The sequence below is a fragment of the Sphingobacterium gobiense genome, from assembly GCF_002980575.1.
Lineage (GTDB): Bacteria > Bacteroidota > Bacteroidia > Sphingobacteriales > Sphingobacteriaceae > Sphingobacterium > Sphingobacterium gobiense.
In genome coordinates this window covers 33,896-56,168 of the sequence record NZ_PVBS01000006.1, presented here as the reverse complement: position 1 = coordinate 56,168, position 22,273 = coordinate 33,896, and the positions used below count along the sequence as shown (strand labels likewise).

Below are 22,273 nucleotides of genomic sequence, written 5' to 3'. Positions count from 1 at the left end.
TCAGCGTAAATTAAATTTCATAATCAGCCCGTCCATCGTAGAGGCCACCACATGATTATCATCGATGATCAATATCGGATTAATCATATTATTGGATAGCTTATACTGCCATGTTATTTCGCCTGATACGGCATCTACGGCCGACAATAACCCTGAATGGCTTGGAACGAACACTTGCTTACCGTTAGTCACTATCGCCGAAGGCGTTAGCTCGTAAGGCAACTGTAGCGTAGAACGCCAAGCAACATCCATACGATCTGCTGTAGTGGATATGCCGAGTAGATTTCCATCCATCGTTTTAACATACACATAGCGTCCGTCTTCCGACAGCCCCATCGACTCGCGAACACGTATGCTGTCCTTTTTTTCGCGCCATATAACCTTTCCTGTTCTTGCTTCCAAACAAGTCATAAATCGATCTGGCGCCACAATAAAAATGCGGTCGTTCGTAGCTACCGGATAGCACGCAGCCGCTGAGAGCATACGGTTTTTATGTCCATTATCCCAAGACCACAATAACGCACCGGTCTTCTTGGACAAGGCGTAAAACCCATTTCCCCAGTCACCAAATAACACCTTATCTTTATATAAGGTCGGCTTCCCGGAGACATATCCTTGAAGCTGATCGAACGTCCATTTGATTATTCCCTTTCTCACGTCGATTGCACGGAACGTTCCGTCCGATCCGCCTACAAAAGCCACTCCTTTTTCGATTACCGCACTGCCCAGCACGGCTTTATTAGTTTTTATCTGCCACCGTAATTGACCGTTGTTCGCGTTCAGGCCATATATCGTTCCATCTGAAGAGCCAACAACCACGGTATTTTTCCAGACTGCAGGTGTAGCATAAACTTTACCTCCTGTTTGATAGGTCCACACTTTCTTCCCAGTGTGTATATCGAGTGCAAAAACTTGTCCAGCGGTATTGCCTGTTATGACCAAGTTCCGATAGCTTGCCATACCTGCTCCCAAATCCGCATCATCTTGAAATCGCCAGACTTCTTGTACCCGGCTAGCATACGTATCGTTTACAGAAAAATCAGGCCGTTTATAGACGGCAGTAGCTTGATTAAATTGGTGACTTTTAAGTGGTATCTGTGCCCAACTTGCCTCGGTTTTCCATAATGGTCTGCGCACGGTATAGGTGGCTGTCCCATTTTCAATGGAGATAATGTTGTAACCGCCTACGGAATCCTTTGCCCGCAAATTGGAGCGTCCCATGATCCCGGGAATCCCTTCCCAATCGTACACGCTGTTGTTATGCCCATGTCCACACATGGCCAATTGCACATTTCTTTGTTTCAGACGGTCAATCGCTTCATACCAGTTATTCAAGGAAGAGTCTAACGGATAATGGTTAACGAAGATCAATGGGGTCTCTTTGTCCGGATTTGCTTTGAATACCGAGTCCATCCACACCAAGTTCTCCCGGGGTATCTGCCCCGGACTCATGCGCATATTAGGACCTGATGTCGTCCCCATAAACGTATAGCCCTTATGCCGGAAGAAGAACGTCTCATCGCCGAACACTTTCCTGAAGGAATTGGCGCCACTTTCTGACCAATTGCTGTCATGGTTACCGGGTACTACGTATAGCGGTAAAGACAGGCTATCTAAAATCTGCTTTGCCAAGGCAAGCTCCTCGTCCGATCCAAATTCAGTCACGTCTCCCGATAGGATAACAAAATCGATATCACTTTGCTGGTTAAGGTCCGCCACAGTACGCCTTAAATCTTCCGCCCCGGTTGCTCCCCCCACATGGGTATCGGTAACTTGTGCGAATTTGAAGGGTTGTTGGCCGTGAACAAGGACAACAAGGCATAATATACTAATTAAACAAAACAGGAACTTTTTCAAATTGTTGTGCTTTTATACCTACCAAAATAGGTATGCTTCCCTCAATTCTTTTCGACTAGATCAGACGGCTTCGATTCTTGATGGTCAACACCCAATGTTGTAACCGAATAACCACCCTTTTTATCGACTGTAATTGTATGCTCTTCGGTAATGGCAAGCACTTCTCCCTTTCTATCAGCACCTGAAGCAGCTACCGGAAAATAATAGACAACAGACTTTATATTCCCAGACGTGCTCCACTTCAACTGGTTTCCTTCGATACGTACATTAGCTGCTGGAGTCGGTACTGCACTATTCGAGCGACCAAGAAACGGCATCACACCGGTTTTTTCGTAAAGCGAGCTTAATTTATCGGCAATATCAATTTTATTGTCCATCACATACCTTGCACTGTACATGGCGCTTCCAACCACCTTTCTGTTTTTCTTCGCCATATTAATCTGTTTTTCCAGTTCCGCGGTCGACTGGAAAGCAGTAGGTTGTGTAGGGTCCCCAAACTTGTAAAGTCCATGACCGATAACAACAGGGACATCATAAGCAAACTGTGTCCATATACCTAAGTTTGTTTGGAAATCATTGTAGCTATTTCCTATCTCCTGATAGAGCTGTGGTATTAACAGATCCAGCCAACCTTGTTGGCACCATTTCGCCACATCGGCATATAGCGTATTGTAATTGTAATCTTTATTTGCTGCCGGAGATATGGAAAACACCACTTTCGGTTTTGTGGCGACAATTACATTATGAATACCTTCAATGGCCTTGTCTACATTTGCACGGCGCCACGCCTGAATGGTATTGAAACCTGCCCCATACGTTTCGTAATCCGTTTGATCGGAAACCATGACGCCTGCAGAAGACGGGTCTGGATAGAAATAATCATCCAAATGCACGCCATCCACGTCGTACTTACTAATCAATTCCTTCACTATATCCGCTATACGTTTTCTTACTTCCTCTCTAGCGGGGTTATAGATCTGAATTTTTTCGTGACTCACTACCCAGCTTGCATTTATTGAACTATGCAAAGCTGGATAAGTAGTACCATTATTGGCTCGTGTAGCAATCCTATAGGGATTCATCCAAGCATGGAATTCTATGTCTCGTGCATGCGCTTCTTCGATTAAAAACTTTAGAATATCGTAGCCGGGATCTTTCCCCCTTGTACCTGTAATGGAGGTTGCCCAAGGTTCGTAATCCGAATGGTAGTAGGCATCGCCCATCGCCCTTACCTGAAAGAATATCGTATTGACATTCATCTCCTTAAACTTATCCAGATAGGCGAGATACTTTTGCCGTTGTCCTGCAACGGTGTAGTCTCCCATTGGCCAATCCAGTCCCCAAGCGGTGGTCAGCCACACCGCGCGCATTTCCTTACTTGGATAGACTAATCCCACGGGATTTGGCTCCGGTGGTTCGGGTTCGGGCGTCTCTCCCGGTGAGTCCTTGGAACAGCTGTATAAACAGATACCAATGCATAACCCCATTATCCATCTTATTCCTTGGTTTATCATCATAACATTAATCTTCTGCCACATTTAGTAGAAATTCAATAATCGCGAAACCTCCATCCGTAACAGCACCATAAATCATCAACTTCTCATCCCTACCTTCCTCGTCTTTTTCGATATGAAAACTCGTTTGAGACGCGGGGGCGCCGTTTGGTGTACCATTAAGCAAATGTTCAAACACTGGCGTTCTAGCTTCTTCCGAGAGCTGCGCAAAGCTCGTCAAAGCAGAAGAAATATTATCCCCTCTGGTAATATTATACACTTGCAACATACCTACCTGGGGAGCACTACGCGGTACGGTAACCACCAGAAGATAGCGTTCACCATTAAAATTAATCACCCGCGCATCGGACACATTTAGGGGAAGAGCTGACGCAGGCATGGTATACCCCACCGAGCCAACAGCATTCACCACCGAAATGGGCTGTGTTTGACTAGTCAATAGGAAGTTCTCAGTACCTGGCACTTGTAAAAAGGAAGACCATTGCCCATAAGTTGCAGCCGTACTAAATGCGCGCTGATCGATTACTTCTGTATAATTTTGAATTTGGACCCGCAGAACCTCAGAACCGGCACTGATCCAATATGCGTAACCATTACCTTCCTCATCCAAGCTAATCGAAAAGTTGTCGCCATGACGCGCTCCTGCACCCGGCAGGTTAGCGGGAAGAATATTTGCAATTACTTTTGGCGCTTGAGCTGGATTTGTCCAATGATATAATCTGACCGCTTGAGTTGGGCCAGTCGAAAGATTCACCACATATGTATGACCGTTGACCTGCGCACCCATATTCCAAAAAAATGTTCCTACATCCATTCCAGTGGTATTCAATGGAATCCTATTAATCTTATTATTCTTTAGGTCTTCTACCGCCAACAAGTGTAAGCCTGTACCCCCTCTACTGGCAATCATAACATGTTCTCCATCAAAACCTGTACCCCTGGTAGCCAATCCAGAAAAAGCCTCATAAGCGGGATTACCTAACACATTCGCTGAATAATCGTAAACGGTTGGCTTAGTGAAATCAGCTCCATAAACAGGAACTTTCAAGCGTAGAGTAGCCAAGTATTCACGAAAACGAGGTTCATTGGTCACCTTCAATACAATAGTTGTTTCGGAGGCTCCTTCTGCGAAGGTAATCTCGAAAGCATCTTGATCCAGTCGCGCACCATCTGACGTCTCTGCTTCAAACCGTAAGTTGCTGAAATTGGTAAGCGTATCAATCCGCGGAAATGAAACCCGCTTTGTTTCTTCATTTACAGTCCCGTCTATCACCACATCTCCGTTTTCACCTGTATTTAATATCTTGACTGATTTTAATACAGTATAGTTCGCAGAAGAGTCTATTGCTCCCGGCAAGTCATCTTTACAAGAGGTCATCGCGAGTAGGCATACCAAAAGTGTTAGTAAACCAACTTTAGACCATATATCCGTTCTTTTCATGATAAGTTCTTTTTACGTTCAACTTTAACCATATTAATTTTCCGGCCACCCCTCCGTCTGCCTCAACACATAACCACGTATAGCGTATTCATCAATTTGCGTCCGCCCAATGGGAGTGAGATACGGATTAATATTCGGCTGGTTCAAGAATGGCAAACGGGCTCCATTACTTGTCCTTCTATAAAACCCAACCATTTCATCACCGTTAGCGCCATTATAAATTATTTCATTGCCATCTAAATCCATCACTGCCAATAGGTCAATATTACCACCACTTAGCTGAGCAGGAAGCTGCTCTGGAAAATTCACCCATCCTCCCGAAAGCAAATCGCTATTCAAGTCGTTATCCATGTATTCAACTTTACCCCATCTTCTCAAATCCAATAATCTTGATGTCTCAAAAGCAAATTCAATTCGACGTTCCCTTCTAATTTCCCACAACAATGGAGAAACATCCTGATCACGATCTGGATCAGACGAAATAGCACCAAGTTGTAAATGAGCCGTCTTCTGCACACCTTTGGCTTCTGCTTCCGGTGCTAACGGTCTGTCACGGATTTTATTTATTGATCGATCGATTTCATTTTGCGTGACAGGTGTGCCACCTATCTCTGCCAATTCTGCTTTTGCTTCAATCCAATTTAACAGTATTTCTGCATAACGTAATACAGGCGCATCCGTTTCATTTCTACTGCCTGTATACGCGGCTGGCATAGAACCGCCATCTTCTTTTACGAGCTTTTCAACTGCTCGCGGTAAAAACTTGGTAATATAATACAAAGCACCCCTATTCAGCGGCTCCGGTTTAGAATAAAAAGTAGCTTCAAATCGGGAGTCCCGAGTTTTGATCAAATTATCTAAATGAAAATCATCCGCATCATTCAAATCTGAGTCCTGCCAAGGCCTACCATCCGTACACAAATAAGCTTTAATCAAATCCGTAGAGGGTCCATTATTCGTAGATTCTGCTAGATTTCCATAGGAAGCAATGGAATGGGTAACGCCAACTGCCGCGTCATAATTACGATATAGCACCATATCTTGGTTTCCTCGAAGCTCTTCTGACGCGAAGAGCGATTTATAATCGGTCACGATATTATATCGTCCGCTCGCCATTACCATCTGTGCTGCTTCTATTGCCAACTCCAAAAACTTCTTAGCCTGTTCATTATTATTATAATAATACTTCTGCCATGTACCTTCGTACAAAGCCAATCTTGATACAAATCCCGCCACAACATAACGATCAACGGTGAGCGCTCTATCACCATCTGTTAACCTCACGTTGTCTAATGCATAGCGCCAATCATCGTAAACGGCGTTCATAACCTCATTTCGTGGGGTCCTAGGTTTATACAAATCGTCAGGATCTACATCGGACACAACATAATCATAATAAGGCACATCACCATAGGATCTAACAAGGTCGGAGTATTCAAATCCACGGAAGAAACGTCCTATACCAATCCAATGTGCTTTATCCTCTTCCTCAAGTATAGTATTCATACGTGTTTCGATACGATCTAACATAAGATTCAGCGAACGAATGGCAGTATAGCTCCATATCCCACTATTCGGAACCGCACGTGTAAAATTCGGTTGATTTCCCCATACCACCATATCATCACTATTGGTAAAGCCTACTAAAGGAGCACCGGCCGTGCTCGGTCCGCTGTTATACCCCGTAAAGAAGCTGGTGTAAAACTTATTGGCGTATAAGCGTAGTTTCTCTTCAGAATCCCAAGCTGTATCGTCATTTTCCGAAGTCAGCGGTGGTCTATCCAGAAACTTCTCGCAAGCGGAAAACACCAGCACTCCGATGACTAACAATATTTTAGCTGTAATTTTCATTTCTTTCCCTTTTTAGATTAAAAACCTATAGATATCCCCATGGAAGCAGATTTAAACGGCGGATTGGACGTACCCGTCCGACCCAAGTTATAGTTTCCTCCTTCCCTCAACATCGAATGTCCCGATATTGCTTCCGGATCGATCGGAAGCCCTCTCAGGTTGTCGAACGTGATAAAGTTTTCCAATGACACATAAATGCGGGCATTCGCAATTCTCGCCTTGCTTAGCAAAGCTGACGGCAAATTATAGCCCACCGTGATGTTTTTGATTTTCAAGTAAGACATATCCAGCATATATTTAGACTGCGGACGCATAACATAATTAGAATTGGATCCATTCATATTCCACGCTCTTGGATAAAAAGCGTCCGTCCGGTCTGGCTTCCAGTAGTCACCTGCAATGACCTGTGGCATTGCGCCCTCTTTAGAGAAATATCCCGGAATGGCCAATTGCCCATCACCCCAGATACTACGCTTACCTACGCCTTGAAAAAACACAGACAAATCAAATCCTTTCCAATCGGCACCTACGCGAAACCCGAAATCATAACGCGGCGTAATGTTACCAATAACTACCCGGTCACCTGGATCACCGTTAGTAGAACTTCCAGCATCGATATAGCCGTCCCCGTTAACATCTACAAATTTCACGTCTCCAGGACTGATTAATAAGATCTGATTGCCATCTTCAAAATATGTTTGATATACCGGGTTATCTCCCGCTAACACATTAGTTCTCTTGCTCGTCCCTCTCCATACAATGTCTGTTTGCAGAAAGTTTCCGCTTTCATCGTAAACGAAGTCATCTGCTTGAAATAGCCTATCCGTCACAAACCCAAATACATCTCCGTACCGACGTCCGGTAGAATACGTCGTACCTAAACTGCGATCTTCCCATGGCAACTGCCAGTCTGCACCTTTTGTAATAAAAGTAACCGCATCCGCCATGTTGGCGTGAAATGTAAGCCCCAGCCCATTGTCAAATCGATGGTTAAAATCGGCAGCTATTTCCCAGCCTCTTGTGCGGAGATGTCCATAGTTGCCCGGAGGAACGCCCGTTCCGAATGTCGCCGGCAGGAAGTCACCCCCTACGATCATATTACGCGTATAACGTTGATACCACTCCGTCGTAAAGCCCAATTTATTATTGAAAAACCGCAGATCTAACCCTACGTTCAAATGCTCAATATCCTGCCAAGTGATATCTCGTGAGACTGCGCCCGGCGTCCCCAGTTGAAAAAACTGTTCTCCTCCAGCGTTCAACCAGGAATTTTTCGTGATCCCCATCGTTGGAACATAAATGGAGTTAGGAACTGACTGATCCCCGATGACACCGTACGACGCCCTCAACCTTGCAAAACTTAATACTGGATTGAGTGATTCCATAAAACGTTCCTCCGAAACAATCCATCCAGCTGAAATTCCCGGAAACCAGCGCCATTGCAGATGTTTCGGAAATTTGGAAGAACCGTCGTATCGCAGATTAGCCTCCACCAAATATTTATCTTTATATGCATAATTTACGCGACCAAAGAAACCGACCTGCGAATCCCAGTTCGCCCCTCCCCCCGAAGTCTCCGTACCTACACCCCAGTTCAGCTGTGGATTCTCATTGTTAATCAAATTCGATCTCTGTGACCAATGACCTTCCCATGCATAGGCAACGATGTTAGTCCCCAGCATGAATTTTATATCGTGGTTTCCCATATCGAGATTATAGTTGGTCAGCGCATTCAATGTATGACGCTTATACAAATAAGAATCTCGATAAACATGAGTTTGTTCCTTAGTTGTATGGTCAGTCAGCGGAAACTGCCAAGCCGGCATACCACCACTCTCTACTGGCACTCCGTTTTCGTCTACGTGTATTCGATTGCCGTTTTCATCACGTAACTCTTGCACACCATACCAAGTCGTTTTTGCCTGTACGTACGGCAGAGACTGGCTTAGATTCGTGTTTTCTGTGTTATATGCGTAGTCTGCTACCACATCCCAATTTTTCGTAATCTTTATGGTTGTCCCAAAATTGAGGTTCAAAAAGCGTTTGTCATGAATCTGATCATGTGAATTTCTGGCAGAAAACGCTGGATCAATAATATCTATTCCATTTTCCTGTACATCGACAGGGAACAAGCGGCTCCAACGGTAGAGATATAACCAAGGATCGGCTCCAAAGCCACCCGAATTCAACGAGAATGGGTTGCGCTTTCTACTGTCTGCATATCGTGCTCCTCCTCGTAATGTGAGAAAATCATTGACATCATGTGATAAAGTCAACGTTCCGGTGAAACGTTGGAAGTCATCATTTATGGCCGGTTTCATCATTCCTTCCTGCCCCATATAACCAACACTCAAATTATAATTGGTCTTTCCGGACCTTCCGTTCATGCCCAAATTGTGAATATTAGAAAATGCATTATCCTTAACCATAGCTTTCACAGGATCGTAAATTCTATACCCAAATTTCTGAGTACCGTCCCACCACCAATCGCGACCATAAACTACTGGATCAGTATCTCCTACTATACTACCCCACTTTTCCTGCCATTCTTTCATTTTTTCAAAACTGTTTCTGTCAATCCGCCAGAAACCACCAGCAGGCCCTGGTTGTTTCATGTTCTCATGCGCATCCAACGTATACTCCAGTCCATCAATACCTGCAACATCGATTTTCTTAAACGGGGATTGTAAAATTAGATTATTAGAATAAGTAAAGGTTGTCTTATCTGTTGTTCCACCTTTTTTTGTGGTGATCAAAATCACACCAAAAGCAGCTTTCGCTCCATATATAGCACTTGATGCCGCATCTTTCAATACGGTGATCGATTCGACATCGTGTGGGTTAACATATTGGATACTCGGTATCTCGACATTATCTACTAAAATTAGCGGATTACTACCTCCATTAGGAGATCCGACCTGCCCCCTAATCTTCATAATGGCATCGGATCCTACCTCTCCGCTCGGCACCTGAATATTCAAACCCGGAACTGTGCCTTGCAGTCCCCTCGCCAGATCGGGAACAGGCCTATCACCTACTACCCTATCCATACTCACATTAGTGACCGCACCCGTTACATGTCCTCGTTTCTGGGTACCATAGCCCACAACCACAACTTCTTCTAGTGGATTATCTTCTACCGACAATACAACATTAACGACACTGCCTGACACGGCAATGTCTCTGGATTGATACCCTACATAGCTGAAACGTAGTGTAGCGCCTATTGGAGCGTTGATTGAAAAATTTCCGTTGTCATCCGTAGAAACAGAGGTTGTTCCCCCCACTATACTTACGGTGGCCCCACTGATTGCTCCATCAGCACTCGTGACCCTTCCCTTAATGATGTTTTGAACCACGTTGTCCAGCAGTAAAGAAGTCACGCTTGCAGCGGAAGACCCTTCCCTTGCAATGGATCCCGTCGTCGCAATCAACCCAAAAGCAACAGAAAATAGTAAAGATTTTCTCATAGCTAGTTAGTTAGTTTATTTTAATAATGATTACTTCATAAAAGGTTTGCTTCTTGCGTATTGTACGCATAATCATATCAAGATAAGCTTAAACCTGCACTAAATTAAGTAATTATATTAAAATACCAAACTTTTATGCATTTTATATTGTGTTTTTGTCGGAAATAAAAAAAACACGCATAAAAGCGTGTTTTTAATATAATGGCGCATAAAATTATCAAAGTCTGTACATTATTGCCTCGCCCATCCCGGGTTTTGCTCCAACGTAACCCCGTTATTTTCATACAGCGAAATCTGATCGAGCGGAATCGGATCAAGATACAATTTATCGTCTACTGTTCTTTGAATAGAGGCTGATGGTATGATATATCCCTCATCTTCACCATCAATCGTGATACCGTTCAGCTGTTCCTCGGAGTACGCTGACTTCACAATGTAAGCACCTCTATTATTAGTCGGATTTTTCTCTGTATCGGCGTATTCCAGCTTTTTCCATCGACGTAAATCGTTCAGCCGAAGGCCCTCGAATATCAATTCGGACCTGCGCTCCCTTCTAATTTCCCAGAGAAGGCTTGGAACAGTTGGGTCGCGGGCAGGGTCATCGTACGGTGTTCCGCTTACAGCAGGACGTCCACCAGACAATTCTAAGCGCGGTAGACCTACTCCGTTTCTATTCCGGAGCACATTGATGGTCTTGTCTAGATCCCCTTGTGTCAATATTCCAAGTTCCGCCGCCGCCTCTGCGTAGTTCATAAGCACCTCGCCATAACGGATAATTGGTGCATCCGTAATGTTCAAGGAACCGGCTCCAACCGCATCGTTCTTTAGACTTTCGTTCAAAAACTTCTGAACGGCATATCCTGAAAAAGCAAAGTTTGGCATAGTATTCAACATTCTTAGCTGTGGAACGACTGTCTGCTTCATCCGTCCATCGCGATTTTCGAAGGCACTTTCCACCGTCTTATCCCCTTCATAACGTGAAGACAGGCCGATAGGTAGTCCGTCGGTTAGTAAATAACTATCGATGGCGCTTTTCGATATCCCAGCCTGGGGCTCCAAATTATTCAGCGACATAATATTATGTTGCAATATTCCTTCCGCATATTCTTTAAACAGAATAACTTCGGGATTTCCCTGGAGTGATTCGGAGGTAAATAGGCCCCGGTAATCATTAGCGATTGAAAAAGATCCATCATTCATCACCTGCTCCGCGGCCCATTTCGCGGCTTCCAAATATTCCGTTGCTTTCGCTTCGTCTATACCGTGGTACTTTAACCAAGTCCCTTCAAACAAGAATACACGTGACATAAAAGCTAGTACGACATATTTATTGACCGCTTGTTGGCTCGGACCATCGCTCGCGCGTACATGCTCCGCAGCAAATCTAAAATCTTCCAACACCTTGTCCATCACAAAAACACGAGAATCGCGGGGTCTAAACAATTCCGGATCATCCTCTGTTAATACGCGATCTATATAGGGCACATCCCCAAATGCATTGACAAAATTGGCGTATTCCAAAGCACGGAAAAAACGACCGATTCCCAACCAATGATTACTGACCTCTTCGTCCAACTCGGCTTTCGGAACGCTTTCAATAAAGTGATTGGCTTTGCGTATACGCGAATAATAAGAAGATGCGTTTGTAGGGGTCTGACTAGCCGGTAACGCCGGCGACCAGCCTCCGCCAGAAGTAGGCACATTAATTATAAATTCCGTCACGATAATCTCGTTCGGCGTTTGTGGCGTATAATCATCGTTGATAAACTGGCCTACGGACAGCGTACCTAAACCATACCCCTTACCATAACCTTTAAAATAATAATTATAGAAACCATAGGTGTATGTCCGGATATTATTTTCGGACGACCAAAAGGCAGGATCCGTTAACTGGTCCAACGGATCTTTCGTCAAGAAGTCATCGCCTAAAAAATCTTTAGAGCAGGATGTTATTGACAAAACGCCCGCTATTGCTATATACTTAAGTAATCTCATCTTCTAAAAAGTTAATTGAAGCCCTAATGAAAACGTTCTACGATATGGGTATGTACGACCAAAGGTATTTCGATCACGCGCCCCTTGTTCGGTGTAGTCTATTTCAGGATCAACAGGAACATCCAGATTGTCAAATTCCAACAGATTTTCGCCCGAGAAGAACACCCGCAATTTTGAAATCTTCGCTTTATCCATCACTGAAGCTGGCAACGTGTACCCAAATGTTAAATTTTTCAATCTCAAATACGACATATTAAGCAAATATCTGGTTTGCGGCATGTGATTCAGTGTGGTGTTACTCTGTCCTTGGTTAGTTGGCCTGTAATAGAACGCACCTGTATTTTCTGGTGTCCAATAGTCCATCTGGTGCGTATACCACGCTTCCGCAGGCCTCCAGCCAGGCACGATAAAATCGCCCCCCGCCCAAATATCGCGCTGTCCTACTCCTTGCAGGAAAAATCCTAGGTCAAATCCTTTATAATCAAAATCAGCACGAAATCCATACTGATACCTCGGATTGGAATTACCGATGATCCTTCGATCGCCCGGATTTTGTACCGTACCATCTCCTACACCAATCACACCGTCTCCGTTCAGATCGCTGTATTTGATATCGCCAGGCCCGAATTTAAAACTGTTTGTTTCATAAAAAGATTGCGAAGGTATCCCCTCTTTTAACGTATATGTCCCATTCTCATTTGCAATAAAGTCATCAATCTGGAAAAGACGGTCCGTTTCGTAGCCCCAAATCTCGCCGACGATCTTGCCCGCATAGTTTGAAGAAGTTCCATCTACGCGTACCTGCGCCTGTCCGTCAAACTTGGTAATCGATTCTTTAAAGTCAGACAGCTGGCCCGCCAACCGCATATTCAACCCATTGCTAAAGCTATGGTTGTATGCCAACTCCAATTCCCAGCCGTTGGTTTGCATCTCCCCGAAATTACGCAAAGGAGAAGGCGCACCGAAGCTCGATGGCAGCACCACGCCACCTGTAATCAGATCTGAAATCGTCCGGCGGAAACGATTAAATGTCACGTTAAATTTGTTCTGGAAAAATGCCGCATCTACCCCAATCTCTTGTGTAGTCACGGTTTCCCAAGTCAAATTTTGCGAGACAATAGAGGGCGTAGTCATCGTGTTTTGATTAATCCCGCCTATCACCCAATCGCTAGCAGCTTGGCTCAAGGTAGAAAGATATAGTCCCGGCGGCACTGTTTGATTACCTACGCTACCCCAAGACGCCCGTATCTTCAGGAAATCGAGATAAGGTTTTGACCAGTCCATAAAGTTCTCCTTGGAGAGCACATAACCCGCGGAAATCGCTGGGAAAAATCCCCAAACATTTTCCCTATTGAATCTCGAAGAACCGTCATATCGTGCTAAAACCTCCAAAAGATATTTGTCTTGATAATCATAATTGATACGTCCGAAAAAACCAAGCGTAGACCAATGTGATGCGCCCGAGCTTGTCGTCTGATCGCCAGTGGCCAAACCTAACTGCGGATAATCTTGGTCAAGGAGCCCTAGCCGTTGCCCCCAGATATTGTCGGATTGGAACAGTTCTGCATTCGCACCCGCCATAAATTTAAAGTTGTGCAGATTAAAGCTCTTATCATATGTTGCATAGATATTCCCTACATGTCTATCGCGTATCGTACGCTCTTTTCTAGCCCGGTCGTGCGCAGCTCCTGTATATGTCCGATACACAAAATCAGTTCTTGCCCAGAAATCCCAGCCCTCTATACTGCCACCATTTATATCAAACTTATCAATAAACTGCGAATAGGTATAGTCGGCGTCAATAGTGAAGCCGGGCATGAGAGTTGCCTGTCCTCCGAATGTGAAGCGCGCCATATTTAAACTCCTCTTGTTCATGTTGGCCTGATCGACATCCGTCACGGCATTCCGCATAGGCAGCCCGTCAATGGTGCCATAGGGAAAATTCCGAGGCCAGCGGTACATATAGAAAATGGGTTCGAAAACATCACCGTTGAAGGAGTATGGCTTCGTTACATCAGAGGCAGAATATAACACCTTTGCAAATCCTGTTAACCAATCAGTGATATCCGCGTTTAAACCAAGGTTAAAATTATAACGGTTGTATTTATCCGGATTGTTTTTCAAAATACCTGTCTGGGAAACTAAGCCAAACCCTGCGTTATAATTTACTTTTTCAGATCCGCCGGTGATATTCAGGTTATGGTTTTGTTGCGGCGTAAAATCCCGCATGAACATATCTTCGGCATCCCACAGGCGGTGAAAATACAGCTTACCATCTTTAACCTCATAGTCTCGTCCTTCCACCATTTCCAACCCTAGGTCCTGACCACCATAGAGTCTTTCCCATTCTGCCATTTTCTCGATCGCATATTCATCGTAATAGGTTCCTAAATTATCATAGGCGGTTAACGAGGGGTTTGTGCGCTGCAAAGCCAACAATCCGGCCCTCGCACCCTCTGCACCTCCAGCAATAACAGGGGTTGTAGTCGGTGTCTGAAGTGCAATATTATTCGAGTAATTGATGGATGTCTTCGTATTTCGTTTTCCCGACTTCGTTTTGATCAAGATAACACCCCATGCAGCTCTAGACCCATAAATAGCAGCAGATGCATCTTTGATTACCGACATCGTCTCAATATCGGTGGGATTAATCATGGACAGACTGGGCACTTCCACGCCATCGACCAATATCAGTGGCGATGCACCGCCTTGTGTCTGCAATGATCCGCTTACGCCACGCAGCCGAATGGTGGGGTCTCCTCCGAGGTCTCCACTTGGTGTAGAAATAGAAAGGCCAGAAACCGCTCCCTGTAGAGCCCTCCCTACATCGGTAATTGGGCGTGTTTCAAAAGTTTTCTCCGTGTCAACTGTCGATACAGCTCCGGTAATATTGGAACGTTTCTGCGAACCGTATCCTACTACGACTACTTCATCCAACGCCGTGTCGTCTGCATCGAGCACCACGTCTAATGTATTGCTCGAAACCACGACATCTTTCGAAAGATACCCTAAGAAAGTAAAACGCAAAGAAGCCCCTATTGGAACGTCGATCGAGTAGGATCCTGTTTCATCGGTACTCGTAGCTGTTTGACCTCCGATTACCGCGACAGTCACACCCGCTAAAGGTCCGTTAGCATCTCGAACCACACCTTGCACCGTATTTTGCTTTTCAGACACGACTCCCCCCACTCCGTCTTTAGGCATAAACACACCTATGTCTCTCCCTTTTATCGAACTGCCAAAAACAGTGGACACATTGGTGAGTGAGGATGCCGCTAAAGCAACAGAAAATAGTACAGATTTTCTCATAGCTAGCCAGTTTGTTTTCATAATGATTGTTTACTTAACAGGATTTTTTCCAATGCGCGTTTACCCCTACAAAAAGAATAAAAAAACGCTAAAACCTGCACTAAGTTAAATAACAATATTAAAAAAGCAAACTTTTTTTGCGCATTCTATAACGTTTCTATTTAAAAACAAAAAAAACACGCATAAGGCGTGTTTTCAAATCTGTTAACAGTAACTATTCAAAGTCGGGATATAATAAATATTTTTTTCGCATTTCTTTATAAGCATTCAGCTCTTCTGTCCAACTATTACGGATTTCGGTTTCCGTTTTTCCGGCAAGAATTTGCTTTCGTAATTTATCAGTTCCCGCAAGCTTATCGAAAAACGCTGGACGGGCAAAAAATTGGCTCTTATCTGGCATTTTATTATAGAAGTCCAACAAATACTTCAAGGTGAATTTTTCATTAACCGCATCTACATTCCGCAAATCTATTCCGTAGCACAAGTTACCTTGCTGCTCCACGTGTGCAGCCATCCCCGGACGTGTACCCGGTGTAAAGGTAAATTCGCCAAATACAGGATCGGGGTAACCCACTACTTGGAACGGCCAATCTGTACCGCGGCCTATACTGATATCGGTCCCTTCGAAAAGACATAGCGACATGTACAGTCTAACCGATGTATAATTTGGTAAACTCGGCGATGGAACCACCGGCAACTCATACGGTGTACTATGATCCCAGTTCTTGACGGGAATTACCTCTAAATCGCACTGTTTACCACCGTCCAACCAACCTTCTCCATTAATCATTTTCGCCAACTCACCTACCGTCAAGCCGTGAATCATGGCTATTTTATGATAGCTGATGTTCGCTTTAAACTTATCGTCTTTCCGTACCGGGCCATCCACTTGGTCTCCATTGGGATTAGGCCTATCCAACACGATTACTTTTTTACCCTGATCTGCACAAAGCTGCATTACTCGGTGCATGGAGGCTACATAAGTGTAAAATCGGGCGCCAACATCCTGCAAGTCGAAAATCATGACATCTACAGATCCTACAATAGAGTCTGCTTTCGCATTTTCACCATACAACGTATGCAATGTAAGCCCCGTCTTTTTATCAACCGTATTATCCACTTTTTCTCCGCGTTCAATATCACCGCGAAATCCATGCTCAGGCGCAAATGCAAATTTTAGGTCGACATTTTCCCGAAGCAATACGTCTACCAAGTGTTCCTTATCTTCTCCTACTATTGAAGTCTGGTTGCCCATCAAGCCGACCTTCTTTCCTTTTAACAAAGGTAAATAGGCTTCGAGTTGATCAGCTGCGGGGATTACCCGATTATTTTCTGACAACGTATCGGCTTCTGAATTTCCTTTGCTGTCTTGCGTGTTTCCTCCGCATGCGGAGAAGGTTATTGACATAAACAGTAATAAATAACCGTATCTTTTCATATTTATGCGTTTTTGTTTACACAACAAACATAAACAAGAAAAGTTAATAAAAAAATAAAAGGTCGAGAAAATCCCGACCTTTTATCTACGATGACGTTTTTAGTCCGCTATATCCCACCATACTGGAGCCGAAATAATCGACCGTCGATTTGCCTCGGGGTGAGAAGCTAGCCAATTCTTTTCGTTGTAGTTCCGCTCGTGAACACAGTGTTGTATGCGGCGCGGCCAATAGCGTACATCCGATGGGCTTGCACCAGGGTAACACTCCGATACCGTAGCACTAGTTACCTCAAATGGACGCCCAAAATCCGGATAAACCACGCCAAACTGCGGATCTGGGGCAGAATAATTGAACCGACGCATATCATTCCAATTTTGCATGGTGAGCGACATGGCAATCTGCTTTTGTTGCATAATTTTTGCCATTGTCAATTCCCCTGCTGTTTGCGCCACCGCAGCGCTCGCCAAAAAGTCGGCTATTTCTGTCTCCGAGATTACCTCTTTACCTCTAACCTGAGGATAAGTGTGCAACTTTTCATTCATCGCTTCCATATGCGCTCGAATCCCACTTTTATACGCGATCAGTGCATTTGCCGGATCATTCTTACGAAGCAATACCTCCGCCTTGATAAAGCACATCTCCGGATAACAGACCAGATGTGCAGGCGCATCCGCACGGATATAGAAACTACCCGTAGAATTAACGTTAATCACATCATTATTATAGTTTGGATTTTCAAACGTCATACCGTTATACCGATTTGCCAAATACCGATCATTCGTGTTGTCGGGATGTTGGGCAATCCAATCCAAGCGATCGGAATAAACGGAAACATATACCGAATCACCCTGACGAGATGCGGTGTTATTGGTTGTGAACCACCTATTGGTAAAGGAGGCATCGGCGCGTTGAGCGGCGGTTGCACGCACGTAGCCCGACGGGTGTGTAGTACCGGGATCCGCTTTTGTTGCCATAATCTCATAGAGTACTGGTCCACTTTGGGTACGGATAGGGGATGATAAATCTACCCCTTCAGACAGGCGCCATTCTTTCTGCCCCGTACTGCTGTTGTAAAACTCTGCACTCGGGATAATCCGAGTCGCTCGCGGATCCAATATGCCGGAACCACCGGTAAAATCGTTTGTCAGCAAATCCGTGTACCATTTGGTCAAGCGGCTTGCTGTTGCACCGATGTTACCATGCTGCATCGAACGGACAATGCCGGAGATGTTGGTTTCTGCTGTGTTGATGGCATCCATAACGGTGTTGTCAGCATTAGACTGTGCCGCTTTATCCAGAGCTGCCAAAACAGCATCGGGGTTATAAAACGACTTCTTGGTCAAGTTATTCAGCCAACGTGCTTTCAAGCCATACGCCAGTTTTAGCCATTTCTGCGGGTCACCTTCATTCCATATATCGCCACTTGACAAAGGCGTAGCGCCAGTTTCCTGTTCTTTGCTTAGATTCTCAATTGCCAGTTCCAACATATCCAAACAGCCATAGAACATCGTCTCGCCGTCGTCGTAGACCGGTGAAATATTATTTCCTAAAGCTTCGGTATAAGGCATTTCTCCGTAAAGATCCAGCATCAGCATAAACCCCCAAGCATGCATGAGCTGCGCAGCCCCCACGTAGTGCCAAGCACCTTCTTCCGTGGCTTTGTTGATCATCGGCTCCAAATTTGATGCCGTATTAACAAACCACACCTGATACGGCCAGGTAGTCGATGCCAACGGAAAATCCCACTTGACGATATTATCGTTGTTTGTAGTACCAAGGGTTTTCGTAATATTCTGCGTTAACCATGCTGCTCGTGTACCCGAAGACTCGTAAGCGTCCACAAACTGCATCTGTATAGACCGCAATCTTAAATCAGGTGAAGGCACATCTTGGTTCGCCTGACTAGGGTTATCATTCACGTCCAGCCATTTATTGCAGGACGAAACACTGCATAATAACAGTATCCCATATATATATATAAGTCTTTTCATAATTTCTTCGTTTAAAAAATTAAGTTAAGTCCAAACGTTACGCCCGACAGCGCAGGGATACCGTTGTGATCTATTCCTACCGAGCTTGAACCGACCGCCCCTGCACCGGCTGCAGACGTCTCAGGATCCATCCCTTTGTAATTTGTCCATAATAACAAGTTCGTACCTGTCAATGTCGCACTCGCGCGCTTAATAGCCTTGGTACGGCTCAGCAAGGAATTCGGCAAGGAATAGCTCAAGGAAATGGTTCTAAGGCGCAGCCAGTTGGTATTCGTCATATAGTTCCTGGATTCCAAGTTGTACGCCCCACGCCACCAGTAGTCACTAATTATATGCTCACCACTCACCTGCTGGTTACCGATTGTATACATCTCTCCTGTCCGATAATCAAAAGTCTTTACGTCGGAATAAATAGGTGCACCGTTTGCATCTGTTCCCTCTTGCACCACACCGGTTATCGATAAGCTTTCCCGATCCATGGAGCGTTTACTCATCCCGTATTGCGTCATTGCATATTCTGTTCCATTGTATACATCTCCGCCGATGCGGAAATCTAACAAGAATGATAAGTTCCAATCTTTATATTGAAGGCTGTTGTTGATACCTCCGAAAAACCGTGATTCACGGTTTCCGATCTCGTGTGTATCCAGCCCATCCGACTGTGGCATACCAGATTCCGGATTCAACACTAAATGTCCTTCGGGGCTACGCAGCCACTCCGAACCGGAAATTCCCATGAAGTTTCCATTGTTAAAAGATGCTGCTTTCGCATTCCCGACCTGCACATCCGTTACATACAATACTTCTAGTCCGGGCAACAGATTATTTACCCGACCTTTGTTCCGCGATCCGTTAACCGTAACATCCCAACGAAAGTTCTCCCGTTGGATCGGGGATCCTGTCAAAGTAAGCTCCAGACCCCTATTCTCTATATCCGCCGCATTGGTCCACATCAGGATATAACCTGTTGCCTGCGAAGTGCGCGGCTGCAACAATTGATTGAAACTCGTATTCTTATAATAGGTAAATTCCATTCCAAGGCGACTGCGGAAAAACTTAAAATCTATCCCATACTCCTGCGCTTCTGTTATCTCCGGCAAGAGCTCAGCATTACCACGTAACCAAGCATTGCGCACTCCAGTCCCCAGACCTCCGTTATACAATGTAGGAACCGGATTGTTGACATACGTGTTGGTTACGTATGGATCCGTGTCTTTACCTACCCTAGCTAGAGATGCGCGAATTTTTCCGTAAGAAAGAAAATTGTTTTCCGGGATAAACTCCGAGAAAATAAAACTCCCTTGAATGGATGGGTAGAAGTACGATCGGTTTTCCATTGGTAACGTAGAAGACCAATCGTTGCGACCTGTAAAGGTTAAGTAAGCATAATCTTTATAGGATACCCGATACTCGCCGAATAAGCCTACCAAACGCTTATCGGAACGTGACTGTGCCGCATCCCGATCGGTCAATGCCGTATTCAGATAGGTATAAAACTCCGGCATAATAAAGTTCCACGCTCTTCTGCCGTTATACTCCACATCGGTTAGTTCTGCCATCGTACCCATCATCAAATTCATATCGAAATCCCCAAACTTCTTCTTAAAATTAGTCATCAAGTTGGAACTTTTGTATTCGAAAGTCTGATCATTCTCGGCTAACATACCTTTCATATAAATCAGGGAAATCCCTGATCCAGGCGCAGCAAAACGGGTTGTATTCTGTGTGTAACGGTCAATACCAACCTGCCAGTGTACATCCCACCAATCGGTGATATCAACACTCGTCTTAAAACTACCGGTTAAACGTTTCACCTTGTCCGTTCTCGGCATCTTGTTTAAAATCCAATAAGGATTATCGAAGTCATTTTGCACCAATTCCCAGTCGAAAGGACGATATTTGGTGCCGTCATCATTCAGCCAATGTCCCATATTCATGTCACGTGGCCAGATATATGCGCCCTGTATTGCCCCTTCTCCGCTAGAGCCGTACAAGCCTCCTGAAGTCAAGGAACTCAGCTGATCTGCGGATGAATAGGCAACGTTCGCCGCCATCTTTAAAATGCCGTATTTCTGCTCGCCATTAAAACGGAACGTAGTCTTTTCATAATCGGAGTTTGGAACGATACCATTAGACGAAAAATTAGCCGCAGAGAGGTAAAAACTACCATTCTCCGAACCCCCGGAAAGACTAACGGAGTTATCCCATGTATTTGCAGACTGGAAGAAATTGCCCAAATTGTCATACATGACATCACCTGAACCAGCTGCAGCACCCCAAGACCGCATCGCCGTTGTCGCATCTCCTTCCATCAATGTTCCGTCTTGCTGATAGAACCCGCGTTTATAACGATGCTGATATTCCGGCAGACGATTTGCCCAGTTTGACACAAAGCGTGAGTTGACACTGATCTCCGCTTTGCCTGATTTTCCACTTTTAGTCGTTATGAGCACTACCCCGTTGGCTGCGCGCGAACCATAAAGTGCGGCAGCCGCTGGCCCCTTCAGCACCGATACGTTCTCGATGTCCTCTGGGTTAATATCCATCACCCTATTGCTGTATGTCGAGTTGGTCGATTGTGCTCCGTCAAAACCACTATTTCCATTGATACTACTGGAATTGTCGTAAATAAGCCCGTCCACCACAAACAACGGCTGATTATCCCGCTGTAAGGATGTTCCACCTCGTAAAATGATGCTAGCACCAGCTCCCGCACCTCCGCTCGTTTGCGTGACATTCACACCTGCAATTTTTCCTGCTAAGGAGTTAATAATATTCGCGGTTTTATTTTTCATCAGCTCCTCGGCGCCGAGATCTTGTGCGGCGTATCCCAAACTTTTGCGTTCCCGCGTAATTCCCATCGCTGTCACGATTACCTCGTCTATCGTCTCTTCTGCCGCTTCGAGCTGTACAGACAATTGGTTAGAAGATGCCACGACCTCCTTTGTGTGATACCCCAAGGCCGAAAAACGCAGCGTACTCCCCCTGGGAGCATTCAATAAAAAAATACCGTTTCGGTCGGTCTGTACCACAACCGTGGAACCAACGACGGTGACCGTCACACCGGCGAGCGATCCCGATACATCTCGAACGGTTCCTGAAATCTGATTCTGAACGACAGCAGGTGTTTTAACAGACACACCAATGTTGTCAAGCACGTCGTGGATCGAATATGGACTCGATCCAGCGCCAGCATAGACCTTACATAGGGCGCTTCCTAAAACGACTGTCCAAAGTAAAAAAGCTTTGTTCATTTGTTTAGTTAGTTATATAAGTTAAAGACTTAGATCTGAGGGTGATCTTACAAAACAAATGTATGATAAAAAAATAAAAACACGCAACAAATTGCATATTTTTTGAAATTATACGCAGCTTGTTGCGCTTAAACAGAATAGAACCTACAGAA

General features: G+C 44.8%; 10 protein-coding genes. All 10 read right to left on the bottom strand.

The features are described from left to right. The 10 genes from C5749_RS18980 to C5749_RS18930 all read right to left on the bottom strand — a co-directional run bounded on the left by C5749_RS18980 (position 1) and on the right by C5749_RS18930 (position 22,121). Complete coding sequence (locus C5749_RS18980) at positions 1-1,857, bottom strand: outer membrane protein assembly factor BamB family protein (protein WP_105727802.1); 1,857 nt, start codon at positions 1,855-1,857, stop codon at positions 1-3. A gap of 41 nt (positions 1,858-1,898) precedes the next feature. Then, positions 1,899-3,374: a glycoside hydrolase family 10-like protein gene (locus C5749_RS18975; protein WP_245893848.1), complete on the bottom strand. Its 1,476-nt coding sequence runs from the start codon at positions 3,372-3,374 to the stop codon at positions 1,899-1,901. Positions 3,375-3,378: 4 nt separating this feature from the next. Next, positions 3,379-4,812 carry a DUF4623 domain-containing protein gene (locus C5749_RS18970; protein ID WP_105727801.1) on the bottom strand — a complete coding sequence of 478 codons (1,434 nt, stop codon included), beginning with the start codon at positions 4,810-4,812 and terminating at the stop codon, positions 3,379-3,381. Between the two features lie 33 nt (positions 4,813-4,845). Further along, the gene (locus tag C5749_RS18965) at positions 4,846-6,663 is read right to left on the bottom strand and encodes a RagB/SusD family nutrient uptake outer membrane protein (RefSeq protein ID WP_105727800.1); all 1,818 of its coding nucleotides are present in this window, start codon (positions 6,661-6,663) and stop codon (positions 4,846-4,848) included. A 17-nt stretch (positions 6,664-6,680) separates the two neighbouring features. Beyond that, positions 6,681-10,133, bottom strand: a complete 3,453-nt coding sequence (locus tag C5749_RS18960; protein ID WP_105727799.1) for a SusC/RagA family TonB-linked outer membrane protein — start codon at positions 10,131-10,133, stop codon at positions 6,681-6,683. 231 nt (positions 10,134-10,364) lie between these two features. Beyond that, positions 10,365-12,128, bottom strand: coding sequence for a RagB/SusD family nutrient uptake outer membrane protein (locus tag C5749_RS18955; protein ID WP_105727798.1), 1,764 nt, complete (start codon positions 12,126-12,128; stop codon positions 10,365-10,367). Positions 12,129-12,131: 3 nt separating this feature from the next. Further along, positions 12,132-15,437 carry a SusC/RagA family TonB-linked outer membrane protein gene (locus C5749_RS18950; RefSeq protein WP_245893847.1) on the bottom strand — a complete coding sequence of 1,102 codons (3,306 nt, stop codon included), beginning with the start codon at positions 15,435-15,437 and terminating at the stop codon, positions 12,132-12,134. Between the two features lie 214 nt (positions 15,438-15,651). Then, on the bottom strand, positions 15,652-16,875 hold the full coding sequence (locus tag C5749_RS18940; RefSeq protein WP_105727795.1) for an exo-beta-N-acetylmuramidase NamZ family protein: 1,224 nt from the start codon (positions 16,873-16,875) through the stop codon (positions 15,652-15,654). Between the two features lie 99 nt (positions 16,876-16,974). Continuing rightward, positions 16,975-18,867: a SusD/RagB family nutrient-binding outer membrane lipoprotein gene (locus C5749_RS18935; protein ID WP_105727794.1), complete on the bottom strand. Its 1,893-nt coding sequence runs from the start codon at positions 18,865-18,867 to the stop codon at positions 16,975-16,977. An 11-nt stretch (positions 18,868-18,878) separates the two neighbouring features. Continuing rightward, a complete protein-coding gene (locus tag C5749_RS18930) occupies positions 18,879-22,121 on the bottom strand; it encodes a SusC/RagA family TonB-linked outer membrane protein (RefSeq protein ID WP_105727793.1) in 3,243 nt (1,080 codons plus the stop codon). Positions 22,122-22,273 lie beyond the last annotated feature (152 nt).

What these genes read in the sequence shown, in the direction of transcription:
- C5749_RS18950 (WP_245893847.1), bottom strand. Translation starts at nt 15,437, where the DNA reads ATGAGAAAATCTGTACTATTTTCTGTTGCTTTAGCGGCATCCTCACTC.
- C5749_RS18975 (WP_245893848.1), bottom strand. Translation starts at nt 3,374, where the DNA reads ATGATGATAAACCAAGGAATAAGATGGATAATGGGGTTATGCATTGGT.
- C5749_RS18965 (WP_105727800.1), bottom strand. Translation starts at nt 6,663, where the DNA reads ATGAAAATTACAGCTAAAATATTGTTAGTCATCGGAGTGCTGGTGTTT.
- C5749_RS18955 (WP_105727798.1), bottom strand. Translation starts at nt 12,128, where the DNA reads ATGAGATTACTTAAGTATATAGCAATAGCGGGCGTTTTGTCAATAACA.
- C5749_RS18970 (WP_105727801.1), bottom strand. Translation starts at nt 4,812, where the DNA reads ATGAAAAGAACGGATATATGGTCTAAAGTTGGTTTACTAACACTTTTG.
- C5749_RS18935 (WP_105727794.1), bottom strand. Translation starts at nt 18,867, where the DNA reads ATGAAAAGACTTATATATATATATGGGATACTGTTATTATGCAGTGTT.
- C5749_RS18960 (WP_105727799.1), bottom strand. Translation starts at nt 10,133, where the DNA reads ATGAGAAAATCTTTACTATTTTCTGTTGCTTTTGGGTTGATTGCGACG.
- C5749_RS18930 (WP_105727793.1), bottom strand. Translation starts at nt 22,121, where the DNA reads ATGAACAAAGCTTTTTTACTTTGGACAGTCGTTTTAGGAAGCGCCCTA.
- C5749_RS18940 (WP_105727795.1), bottom strand. Translation starts at nt 16,875, where the DNA reads ATGAAAAGATACGGTTATTTATTACTGTTTATGTCAATAACCTTCTCC.